11 protein-coding genes are annotated in these 12,252 nt (G+C 40.1%); 8 read left to right on the forward strand and 3 right to left on the reverse strand.

Translation table 11 applies throughout. The annotated features are described in order from the left end of the window. Positions 1 to 191: 191 nt before the first annotated feature. Complete coding sequence (locus tag SD427_RS15555; protein ID WP_320558710.1) at positions 192 to 635, reverse strand: hypothetical protein; 444 nt, start codon at positions 633 to 635, stop codon at positions 192 to 194. Between the two features lie 278 nt (positions 636 to 913). On the opposite strand from SD427_RS15555, the gene SD427_RS15560 reads away from it, so the two are divergent. From SD427_RS15560 to SD427_RS15595, 8 genes are all read left to right on the forward strand, one after another. Further along, positions 914 to 1,456, forward strand: a complete 543-nt coding sequence (locus tag SD427_RS15560) for a YMGG-like glycine zipper-containing protein (protein ID WP_320558711.1) — start codon at positions 914 to 916, stop codon at positions 1,454 to 1,456. A 54-nt stretch (positions 1,457 to 1,510) separates the two neighbouring features. Next, on the forward strand, positions 1,511 to 3,145 hold the full coding sequence (locus SD427_RS15565; protein WP_320558712.1) for an LIC_10190 family membrane protein: 1,635 nt from the start codon (positions 1,511 to 1,513) through the stop codon (positions 3,143 to 3,145). Between the two features lie 51 nt (positions 3,146 to 3,196). Further along, positions 3,197 to 4,267, forward strand: a complete 1,071-nt coding sequence (aroC, locus tag SD427_RS15570; RefSeq protein ID WP_320558713.1) for a chorismate synthase — start codon at positions 3,197 to 3,199, stop codon at positions 4,265 to 4,267. A 17-nt stretch (positions 4,268 to 4,284) separates the two neighbouring features. Continuing rightward, positions 4,285 to 4,848: a thioredoxin family protein gene (locus SD427_RS15575; RefSeq protein WP_320558714.1), complete on the forward strand. Its 564-nt coding sequence runs from the start codon at positions 4,285 to 4,287 to the stop codon at positions 4,846 to 4,848. Positions 4,849 to 4,866: 18 nt separating this feature from the next. After that, entirely contained in the window at positions 4,867 to 5,406 is a 540-nt protein-coding gene (locus SD427_RS15580; protein ID WP_320558715.1) for a TlpA disulfide reductase family protein, read from the forward strand. Between the two features lie 82 nt (positions 5,407 to 5,488). Further along, entirely contained in the window at positions 5,489 to 5,836 is a 348-nt protein-coding gene (locus tag SD427_RS15585; protein ID WP_320558716.1) for a YkvA family protein, read from the forward strand. 174 nt (positions 5,837 to 6,010) lie between these two features. Next, a complete protein-coding gene (gene pyrF / locus SD427_RS15590) occupies positions 6,011 to 7,390 on the forward strand; it encodes an orotidine-5'-phosphate decarboxylase (protein WP_320558717.1) in 1,380 nt (459 codons plus the stop codon). A 56-nt stretch (positions 7,391 to 7,446) separates the two neighbouring features. After that, positions 7,447 to 10,263 (forward strand): aminopeptidase, encoded by a 2,817-nt coding sequence (locus tag SD427_RS15595; protein ID WP_320558718.1) that lies wholly within the window; start codon positions 7,447 to 7,449, stop codon positions 10,261 to 10,263. A gap of 8 nt (positions 10,264 to 10,271) precedes the next feature. Here SD427_RS15595 and SD427_RS15600 read toward each other — a convergent pair whose 3' ends face one another. Further along, positions 10,272 to 11,153: a lamin tail domain-containing protein gene (locus tag SD427_RS15600; protein WP_320558719.1), complete on the reverse strand. Its 882-nt coding sequence runs from the start codon at positions 11,151 to 11,153 to the stop codon at positions 10,272 to 10,274. 154 nt (positions 11,154 to 11,307) lie between these two features. Further along, on the reverse strand, positions 11,308 to 12,132 hold the full coding sequence (locus SD427_RS15605; RefSeq protein ID WP_320558720.1) for a lamin tail domain-containing protein: 825 nt from the start codon (positions 12,130 to 12,132) through the stop codon (positions 11,308 to 11,310). Positions 12,133 to 12,252: the final 120 nt, after the last annotated feature.

The following is a 12,252-nucleotide window of genomic DNA, read 5'->3' on the forward strand; positions in this document are numbered from 1 at the left end:
TATTGTTTTCAAAATTAGAGACTTAGAATAAAGAATTATATGAGCCTGATCATAATATACTAAAAATAATTCTTTAAGTACAAAGCCTCCAAAAAGGAGGCCATAAAATGTAAATCCGGAAGCCCGGCTAAACTTTCATAAAATAAATCAACCTGATGTGCTATTTTTGAACCAGACAGTACACACTGAGTTTATTCTTCCCATGCAATAGGAACATAAACCGTAATGTAGCCGTCCTGATCTATCTGTACATCAGAAACAACTCCGGTCACAGAGCCGTATCCTACCCAGCCGCCCTGCCCTTGTGTGGCTGTAAATATATAGGTGCCGGCAGGAACCCCTTCACTGTATTTCGGCAGCGACTGCAATCCGCTTCCGGCATAAGTTTCAAAAGATTCTCCGGTAACCGTATTCGTAGCCACAAAGCTGCCGATGTCATAACTGCCGGAAAGTACCGGTGTTCCGTTCTGGGAAAGAAGCCCGTAACGGATGGTATAGGTTTTTGATTTTGAAGCCTCTTTTGACGCAGCCTGACTTGGAATATCAGGGTTCAGAAGATCTTCATTGGACGAACATCCGGTAAGAATACCTGCCAGCCCTGCCACAAACAGGATCCTGGAAATCGAATTTTTCATAATGATGTAATTTGGTATTCCTAAATTAATTAATTTATATACACCCTACAAAAAGCACATATTAAATAAAAGTTACAAATTGCTTTTGCATTGTCTGCATTTTCTATGATAACACTTTTTATATTAATGAATTTAATATCATTTAGACCGTTCATTTAATATCAATTCTGCAATCTTTTTTGACATTTAACATTACTTAACTGCATTTTGGCTTTATTATTGAAATAACCCTATATCAGAGTTATGCTTTTAGCATCTATTAAATTAAAATTTGAATTATGAAAAGTATAGTGGTGACAGGCTTGTTGTCGGTTTTTTTACTGACTGCCTGTAAAAAAGATGATCAGGTTGCCGAAAGGTCCCTGGAACAGCAGAAGATGGAATTTCAGATGAGGCAGCTTGAAATTGAAAAGCAGAAATTAGCTATAGAAAAAGAAAAAATGGCTTATGAAGCTCAGAAGAAAGCAGACAGCATTACTGAAGTTCAGAAAGCAAGAACAGTAGCTGCCAATGCAAAACCTCAGGTGATAAGAGAAACGCGCACGGTATACAGAGACAGACCGAGTTCAAGCAGCAATAACGGAACATATGCAAATAACGGGACAAGTTCTTCCCAAGGAACTACCACCCAGAAAAAGGGCATGAGTAAAGCGGCAAAAGGTACCATCATCGGTACAGTGGGCGGTGCGGCAGCCGGAGCTATTATTTCCAAGAAAAACAGAGGGCTTGGAGCAGTTATAGGCGGTGTCGTAGGTGGTGCAACAGGATATACTATCGGTAGGTCAGGTGACAGAAAAGACGGCAGGGTACAGCCCAGATAAAATATAATTTAACGTTAACATAGAAAGATTGCTTATTTTTAGGCAATCTTTTTTATGGTCGTAATTCTGCTTTCTACAATATTCATTCTTCCTATCCTCATGGGCTGGGGCGATCTGTTTCAGAAATTTACAGGCTCTTTTATCCAGGGGATTTCCGGGAAGGCACTTTTGGGGATTCTTGGAATCAGCTTATTTTGGACAATCCTTGCTTTTTTTATTCCTCTGAATATTTATGCAGAGATCCCTGTTATTCTGGCAGGCTTGTTCTTCTTTTTCAGGAACAGTGTATTTCGGCAACTGCACCTGTTTAAAGCCGGAGACTATCAGCTACTCTTATTCATTGCACTCATTATTTCCTTTTGCGGGTCATTTTACCCATATGTTCTGGATCATTTCGGGTATTATGTGCCGACGATAAAATGGCTGACGGAATTCGGGCTTGTCAGGGGGATTTCAAATGTAGACCTTACTTTGGGACAGATGTCAGTCTGGCATATCTTCCAGTCCGGATTTTCTAATTTTTCGGATCCGTTTCTGAGGATGAATTCAGTTCTGCTTATTGTTTATGCTTTATATATCACAGAAAATAAAAGCTGGATCCATCTGTGCTTCATTCCGGTGTTACTATTATTTTCCCAGTCGCCAAGCCCGGATTTACCGGTAATTGTTTTTTCGCTGATTCTTTTAAATGAAATTTTAACCCAAAATAAAAATACCGCAGTACTCTTTGCTTTCTCGGTTTTTGTATTTACCATCAAGCCAACGATGATATGGCTGCCGGTGCTGGGCCTGCTTTACGCTGTTTTTATTATCAGATCAGATTTAAAAACCTTAATTCCGGGTATTTTAATCGGATTATTGTTTTTCATTAAGAATATTTATACTTTCGGATATCCTGTTTTTCCGGTTGCCTTAGGAGATTTAGGAATAAGCTGGCAGCCTGCCCACGAAGTTTTACAGATGTCTTCGCAATATGCAATCCAGAAGACCTATGATATGCAGTATTCCTATCAGGAAATTCAGTCTTTTCCCTTTTGGGATTATATCAGGAACTGGCTGTTTTTAGAAGGAATAAAATCTAAGATCAACATTTTTTTTATCATAAGCCTCGGAGCTTTTACCGTATATTCCCTTAAAAAAAAGAGAAGGATTTATACTTTTATCTTAGTCTCAATACTCATTAAAAGTATTCTCGTACTGATGTTTTCTGCCCAGTACCGGTTTTTTCTTGATGTCTTTTTCGTGATCTTTTTTATCGTTTTCATTGATTGTTTCAACCGGAAAAAATCAGTTGCCGTATGTGCTGTTTTGAGTTCGGTTTTTATTGCATTCCTGACTGCGCCCACTATCCTTCAGACCTATGTCCCCAGTTTTAATCTGGGAAACTTTATGGGTAAATTTGAAAAAGAACAGCTGTACAGGCCTTCCACATATCACTATAATTCATTTCAGTCATACAGAATAGGAAATTTTAAATTCAATGTTTCCAAAAAATACCCTTACAGTTTTGACACACCGTTGCCGGCTGTTTCAGAAAGCTATCTTTCTGATCATATTAAAGCCGGAATTTTTCCACAAATGACAGACAAAAAGGATCTCAGCAAAGGATTTATCTGGAAAAAGCTGAACGCAAAGGAAAAAAAGGAAGCGGAACGGGTAATCCGTTCTGTTAAAAATGCATATCAATAGAACAAATCAGGCAATACTTTACATCTGAAGAAAAAGCTGTAAATTTACCTCATGTTAAATACCTTAGGCAATTTACTCAGCCTTACAACATTCGGAGAAAGCCACGGCCTGGCGTATGGCGGGATTATCAATAATTTCCCGGCAGGCCTGGCGGTTGATCTCGAAGCTGTCCAAAATGAACTGGACCGCCGGAAACCCGGCCAGTCTGCTATTGTAACCCAAAGAAAAGAAAGCGATACGGTAAAATTTCTTTCAGGCATTTTTGAAGGCACAACAACCGGAACGCCTATCGGATTTATCATAGAAAATGAAAACCAGAAATCCGGGGACTATGACCATATTGCGGAATCATACCGTCCGAGCCATGCCGATTTTACCTATGACCGGAAATTCGGAGTGAGGGATTTCCGGGGCGGCGGAAAATCTTCAGCCAGGGAAACCATCAACTGGGTAGTTGCAGGCGCTTTGGCAAAACAACTGTTATCAGATATAGAAATCAATGCTTATGTGTCTTCCGTAGGGGAAATTTTCTGCGAAAAACCTTATCAGGCACTTGATTTCTCAAAAACCGAAAGCAATGAAGTCCGCTGCCCGGATGCGGAAACTGCTGAAAAAATGATTGCCAGGATCAAAGAGATCAAAAAAGAAGGAAATACCATCGGCGGAACCATTACCTGCGTGATTAAAAACGTCCCTGCAGGAATCGGCGAACCCGTTTTTTCAAAACTCCAGGCAGAACTGGGCAAAGCGATGCTCAACATCAATGCGGCAAAAGGCTTTGAATACGGAAGCGGTTTCTGCGGAGCAAAGATGACCGGAAAAGAACACAACGATCTGTTCAATGAAGATTTTACTACGAAATCCAATCTTTCAGGAGGAACCCAGGGTGGCATTTCAAACGGAATGGATATTTATTTCCGCGTAGCCTTCAAACCTGTGGCAACGGTCCTGAGGCCTCAGGAAAGTGTGGATAAATACGGGAATCCCGTTATTGTGGAAGGAAAAGGGCGCCATGACCCCTGTGTGCTTCCGAGAGCAGTGCCCGTTGTGGAAAGCCTGGCCGCTTTTGTGCTGGCAGATTTATTCCTGATCAACAAAACAAGAAATATCAATAATTTTTAAATATAAATATTTTAGAAATGAAAAATTACTGGGAAAAAAGCATCTCTTTTGAGGAGTATGTGGAAACCGGAAAACAGAGACTGGCCTATCCTGCAACGCAACAGGAAACCGATTACAAGCAATACTACCAGCTCGGCCTCCAGAGAATTGAAAGAACGTTAAAAAAATACGTTCCGGACGAAAACCAGCTGAAAGAACTTGAAGCCAAAGGTTTTGACGGAAAAATCCTGATTGTTTCAGAAGTATGGTGCGGCGATGCAAGCGCAACCGTTCCTGCATTGGTTAAATTTTTTGAAGGTAAAAATGAAGTCAGGATCTTTCTCAGGGACAGTGACAAAAGCTTAATCAGTCAGTTCCTTACCAACGGAACTGAATCTATCCCGAAAGTCATTATCCTGGATAATGATTTTACCGTGAAAAATTCCTGGGGACCGCGTTCGCAATATGGAAAAGAACTGCTGATGAAACATAAGGCAGACCCTGAAAATTATACGAAAGACCTTTTTTATAATGAGCTGCAGCTATACTATGCCAAAAACAGAGGTAAAGATGCAGTTCAGGAAATCCTGGAACTGCTGTAATTCTTATTAAAAGTTAAAATGAAAAAAAACATCATTTATCTTGTATTGATTGCCATTATCGGAGTAATTGCTTTTGTTCCGGGCGTGAAAGAAAAATTACAGGACGCCTTCTTTCCGGTTGCCGCCATTGAAAATGCCGTTCATGTAGGCGATGAAGATTATGATATTGAACTTCAGGGGATCAACACGCCCAGCACCAATCTTAAAAAATTTAAGAACCGGGCCGTTTTCCTGAATTTCTGGGGAACCTGGTGCCCTCCGTGCAGAAAAGAATGGCCTTCTATCCAGAAATTATATGAGACGAGAAAAGATCATGTGGATTTCGTATTAATCGCGATGAACGACGAAGAGGCAGCCGTAAGAAAATTCCTTAAGGAAAACAACTATGATGTCCCGGTATATATCGCCCAGAGCCCGATCTCCGAAAAAATCCTGCCGAAAGTTTTCCCTACAACTTACCTGCTGGATAAAAACGGCAGGATCATCATTAAGGAAGATGCTTCAAGAGACTGGAATACGGAATCCGTACACCAGTTTATCGATAATATTATTAAATAATCTTTTAACTAACATTATAATAAGTTGGTACAGAATTTGAGAAATATACAGTTCTGAAAAATTATTTAATCAAACACCAAAAATGAAGTATTCAAAACTGAATCTGGCGAAAGAAGCGATTAGCCACAGGGGGTTTATCAGAAAGATTCCTGATATTTTCAGGATGGTAAAGATGTGGAAAAAAGGGCAATACCCGGTAAGATCCATTGATATCATTCTGCCTATGTTGGGACTGCTATATGTCATCTCTCCTATTGACCTCCTTCCGGATTTCGCCTTACCGGTTTTAGGAATTATGGATGACCTTGCCGTACTGTCGCTGGTTATCCCGAAGCTGGTAAAAGAAGTGGATAAGTTCCTGATGTGGGAAACCGAGAAAAAGTACAGTTCAGCCGGTGCAAAAGTAATCGACGCTGAAATCGTAAAATAATGAAACCATCCTCAGGGATGGTTTTTTGTGAATATAAAAGACCTGAACTCTTTCTTTTTAATTTAACATCTGTTTTAATTCACTATTTACCTGTAAAGTAAGCCTACAATTGACACCTGAACCTTTCAGTCTTCATATCAAATCCTTAAATTTGCAACATCTAATAAAAAATTAATGGAAAGTAAAAAAGAATTTTTCCTGGAGTGCTATAAACTGGGCATTATCAAATTCGGGAGATTTATCCTGAAAAGCGGCATTGAAAGTCCGTTTTATGTAGACTTACGGCCTTTGGCATCAGATCCTAAAATCCTGAAAAACCTGGCTAATTATTTGCTGGAAATGCTTCCTCTGGATAATTTTGATCTGATCTGCGGGGTTCCCTATGCAGCCCTTCCAATGGCTACTGCCATGTCTCTGGAAAGTTACATTCCGTTAATTATTAAAAGAAAAGAAGCCAAAAACTACGGCACCAAAAAGCTGATTGAAGGCATCTACCAGAAAGGGCAGAACTGTTTATTGGTGGAAGATGTGATTACCTCAGGGAAATCTTTGATCGAAACCATTGCCGAAGTAGAGCAGGAAGATCTTAAAGTAGCTGACATTGTGGTGGTTTTAGACAGGGAGCAGGGCGGAAAACAGCTTCTTGAAAGCAGAGGCTACCGCGTTCATACCCTTTTCAATATTTCGGAGGTCTGCACGATTCTTAAAGAAACAGGAGAACTGTCAGATGACGAAGTGAAAAGAATCCAGGACTTTTTAAAGGGCAACCATATCAATTTTGAAGAGAAGACAAGATGCTCCTATGAACAGAAACTGGATACCGCACAGCATTCCGTTTCTAAAAAACTGCTGGAAACCGCTCTAGCCAAACAGTCTAACCTGATTGCTTCCGCAGACGTAACCACGACCCGGGAATTGCTGGATCTTGCTGAAAAGGTAGGCCCTCATATCATTGCCCTGAAAACCCATGTTGATATCATCTCTGATTTTGAATATGAAAAAACCATTACGCCGTTAAAAGAACTGGCCGCAAAACACAATTTCCTCCTGATGGAAGACCGTAAGTTTGCAGATATCGGGAACACCCAGGAGCTTCAGTTTACAAGCGGAATTTTCAACATCACGGATTGGGCAGATTTTGTGACTTCCCAAGTAATCGGAGGTTTTGAATCGCTGGACTGCTTCAGGAATGTAGGCGTTGTAGCCATTATCGGGATGTCTTCAAAAGGAGCATTAACCACTTCCAGTTACCGGGAAGAAGCATTGAAAGTAGCTTCGTCCCATCCTAACGTAATCGGAGGTGTTTCACAAAACCCGCTTCCTGAAGAAATGCTGCTTTTTACTCCGGGAGTGAATCTGGCGGACTCAGGTGACGGGAAAGGTCAGCAGTACAATACCCCTGAACATGTTTTTAAAATGCTCCATACAGATTTCATCATCGTGGGGAGAGGAATTTATAAATCTGAAAACCCTGCTGAAGCTGCAGTTACATACAAAAATGAAGGCTGGAAAGCTTACTTGGATTCTTTAGAAAAAAAATCAATCCAAAACTAAATACTCCGGATTAAATATCTTAAAAATAAGTTATATTTGATGTTTTATCAGGAATATTGAAAAAGATTAGCATTTGTCTTATTTTATTTGTGGGTGTTGCAGAAGTTTCTGCACAGAAAGACAGCATTTATATTGAAGCCAGATTGTCTTCAGATAAAAGGATGCTTGATGTAAATGAAGAACTGGCCTATCACAACCATTCCGGAAAGGATTTACAGACGGTAAAACTTTTGAACTGGGTTTCTGCCTATAACAGAAGAGAGACTTCGCTGGTCTACAGAAAACTGGAAGACCGGAATACGGATCTCCATTTTGCAGAGCAGCACGAGCTTGGAAAGTTAATAAGCTTACAGGTAAAAAATGCTGATCAGGAAATACCTGTTAACGAAATTTCTGATGAAAACCTTATGCTTCCTTTAAAAGAAGCACTGGCACCCGGAGCGCAAATAAAGTTTCAGCTGCACTATCGGATCCAGCTTCCCGACCGGAAATTTACCGGCTACGGAACTTCTGATACCCAGGTGGCCTTAAAATACTTCTTTATTGTTCCGGATCACTTTGATCCGGACAATATTTCCACTAGGAAATATGTGGATATTGAGGAAGCTGTAAACTTCAACACCTACTGGACCGTAAATTTTGACCTTCCGGTTAATTATTTTATTGAAAGCAACCTGCAGCAGGTCCAGATGAATTCCTTTAAGGGTTATCTTGACTCAGATCCGGAATTTCTGATTTCCCAGAATGAATATCCGTCCATAAGAGTCAATACTGACGGTACGGATACCGAAATAAAATTCGGCTACAATCTGAAGCCGGAGGAAAAGCAGAACCTTGAATTTTACCTTCCTCTGCAGTTAAAATTTATCAAGGAAAAAACCGGTCTCGTTCCGGAAAGGCTTTTTATTTCTGAAAAGTTCAGGTCTAAAGAAGACTTTTTCGGGAATAATGACATTTCCTTCTGGAAGTTCAGGTTCAAGCTTTTTACTGATGCGGAAAAAGCTGATCTGGATTACTTCGGGATCATTGCCAAGAAAATTCTGGATGAAAGTATCATTACGGACAAACAGAATAACCACTGGTTTAAAAACGGTTTAAAATCTTACCTTGAAATCCAGTATTTAAAAAAATTCTATCCGGATACCAAACTGCTGGGGGCACTGCCCGAAACCAAAATTTTCGGGATAAAACCCTTAAAGCTGTTTCATGCCTCGAACGTAAAGCTTACCGAGCGCTACGGCCTGACCTATCAGTACATCATGTCCCAGAATCTGGATCAGAAAATTGATGAGAAATATGCTGTCCTGAGCAATTTCAATGATATGGCGATCAGTAACTTTGAAACCGGGACTTTATTCAGTTACGCAGCAGATAAAATGGGCTATGAAAATTTTGATGATCTGGTACAGGAGTTCATTTCTAAAAATACAGACAAACAAACAGATCCGAGGGAATTTCTAAAAGAACTGGCTGAAAAAGATAAGCGGAATGCCTATCTCCAGGATTTTATACAGCACAAAAATAGAGTAAATTTCAAGCTCAAAAGATTTAAAAAGGAAGGAGATTCCCTAAACGTTAAAATCAGTAAAAACACACTGGAAGAAATTTCTGTGAAACTGCAGACAGAAACAAGAGAGGGCGAAAAAAAGGAATACTGGATTGATACTGCCGGTGAGGATAAGACAAAAACGGTTTCCATTCCTGCCCTGGATGTCTATAAGATTACCCTGAATGATGACTACATCTTTCCGGAAGCCAATTACAGGGATAATTTCCTGTACGCGAAAGGCCTGTTTTCAAACATGAGGAAGGTCAAACTAAAGCTCATCAAAGATATCCCGAATCCTGAATTTAATGAAATCTATATAAACCCGAGGATACGTTTCAGTAATACCTATGACAAATTCCTGATCGGGTTCAACTTTAAGAACCAGTCGCTTTTCGATCAGAAATTCCTGTACTCCGTTACGCCTACCTACAGTACCGGAACGGGTAAACTGGTAGGTTCAGGAGCGGTAGCCTATTCTTTCCTGCCCGCAGAGAGCATGATCAGAAGCTTAACCTTCGGAGTTTCAGGCTCCCGGTTCCATTATGATTATGACCTGGCCTATAAAAAAGCATCAGTTTACTCCAATATCAGTTTCAGGAAAAACCCGAGGAGTACCGTAAGCCGAGGCATCAGTATTTCCTACAATTATTTTGAGCGTGACCTTAATGCCGAAATGATCCTCAGAAATGATTATGACCGGTACAACCTGTGGAGTTTAGGATATGGGTATTCTGATAACCAGAGCATCCATGAAAAGAGCTTAAGTGTAAATACCCAGCTCATGAAAGATTTTAACAAAGTGACCGCCGAAGGCTTCTACCGTTGGGAATTTGCCCCGAGACAGAAATTAAGCGTGCGGCTTTTTGCAGGGTATTTCATCAAAAACAATACACGGAACAATACTTTCAACTATGGTATTTCCAGGGTTTCAGATTATTCTTTTTCCTATAATCTCCTGGGGCAGAGTGCTACAGGCGGTATTTTGTCTCAGCAGTACATCCTGGCGGACGGAGGTTTTAAATCATTCATTCCGGGAACTGTAAATAAATGGATCACTTCCGTCAATGTAGACACAAGCGTCTGGAAAATCTTTCATATTTACGCAGATGCGGGTGTATACCAGAACAGCAGCCGGCCTACTCAATTTATCTGGGACAGTGGCGTAAAAGTAAGGGTAATTCCGGATTTCCTTGAAATTTATTTCCCGGTACAGTCTTCTTTAGGTTTCGAGCCAGGCTTCAAAGATTATGCAAGACGCATAAGATATACCCTTATTCTCAATCTGGGTTCCGTTATCAACGCAGCCAGAAGGGGCTGGTATTAGAAACAGGATCAATCCCTGACAATTCTTTGGGAAACCGGTGAATTATTGATCATCCCGTTTACGGTATATTTCCCTTTCGGTAATTCGGTAAGGTTAAGTCCGTAGGAAGTTTTCGTCGGCGACTGCATGACCACCTGCCCGAATTCATCATATATTTTTACGTTCTGCACTTCACCGCCAAAAACGATGTCATTGTTATCTTTAACAAAAGGATTAACGATAAAATTGAATTTTGAATAATTAAAATCCACATCAGCCAATGCCTGGGTTCCGGCTGTGGAATTAACGGGATTTACAGGAGCTATGATAAAATCAGCAGTATTGGTATTGGTGCCGGCTGTATTATCAAGTACTCTTTTAAATGCGGTAGCCGCTGTAGGGGAAAGGCCTGCCGTTGTTCCTGCAAACTGAACAGATGTTCCATAAGCGGCAAAATCTATTACGTGGGCATCATCAGTATTGGTAACCTGCAATGTATTTCCGGCCAATGCTATTTTACCTGATGCCATATTGAGGTTCAGTCCTGCAGAAGCATTTTGGCCTTGGGAACCATAAAAATACAAAATATTACCGGCTATAAAATCCGGAGCCGGAAGGCTGCTGACTCCTCCCCCACCTGATCCTTCCTGAATAAGATAACTCTGTCCTGAAGACAACGTAATATCAGGCAGAATATGATATTGGTCGAAAGTTCCGTCTGCATCTGCATACTGCAGCGTTGCGCCGCGTAAAGAAACGGTTTCAGCACCTGTATTTTTCAGAATAACATAATCATTTATTAAGGTAGATCCCGCATCACCGCCGCCGCCGTAGATTTCACTGATGACAATCTGTGCATGAGCTGATGCCGCTATTGATACGATGCCTAAAAGAATAGATATTTTTTTCATAATGATGTGTATTGGTACCCTCTGGAAATTACAAAAACGATACCATGTTGACAGAATACATATAAGGTATGGCCCAAAACTGCTTAACTTTCAGATAAATAAAAACAGCCGCTTCAAAGAAACGGCTGTTATGTGTGGTATCTGAAAACTTAGATTAGTCTTTCAGAATTTTCTGAGAAACAGGCTTGCTGTTTACTGTACCCGTTATGATATAGTTCCCTTTCTGTAATTCGGCAACATTCATAGATTCATTTTCTCTTACAGAAGCTGTTTTTACGATCTGGCCTGTCATGTTATACACTTTTACATCTTTAGCCTCGGCACCGAAAGTGATTTCGTTGGTTTTAACGAAAGTGTTTTTCACGAAAGTTCCTTTTGCTTTTGATAAATCGGTAACTGCTAAGCTTCCTGAAGCAGAGTTTTGAGGTGTTGGAGTTCCTGCAACAAAGTCAGAAGCATTATTATTTGAATCTCCTGATGTTCTTGCAATTGAATTGACATTAGATGGAGCCGGAGCCGGTCCTGTCCCTTCAAATTGATTAGCAGTTGTTCCAAAACCAACAAAATCAATTACACTTGCAGCAGTAGGGCTGGTAATTGAGGTAGCACTGGAAGTTAAAGCAACCTTACCGGCTGTTCCTGATAAATTTATACTTCCAGATGCATCAGTGGTAGGAAGATCTGCACCATTAGCTCCTCCAGCTTCTGCGATCAGATATGTTTTTCCCGGTGCTAAAGTAATATCAGGTAAAGAATGAGTGTTTGTTCCTCCATTAAATGTTCCTGCGGCAGAAGCATACTGAATAAATGCGCCTGTTAATGTAACAGTACTGCTCCCAACATTTTTTAATTCAATAAAATCATTTTTATATGAAGCACCTGAATTACCTCCGCCTCCATACACTTCATTTATTACAATTTGCGCATTCGCAGCAGTTGAAATAGCAACAATACTTAAAACTGTAAAGACTTTTTTCATAACGTAAAATTTTAATTATTAATAATTTGTAGGGCAAAATTAAGTCATTTTTTTAATTTAAGACAATAAAGAGATTAATTTTTTGTTAATAATACTAAAACCCTTTCCGTTAAGTATTTT

Source organism: Chryseobacterium sp. JJR-5R, from assembly GCF_034047335.1.
GTDB lineage: Bacteria > Bacteroidota > Bacteroidia > Flavobacteriales > Weeksellaceae > Chryseobacterium.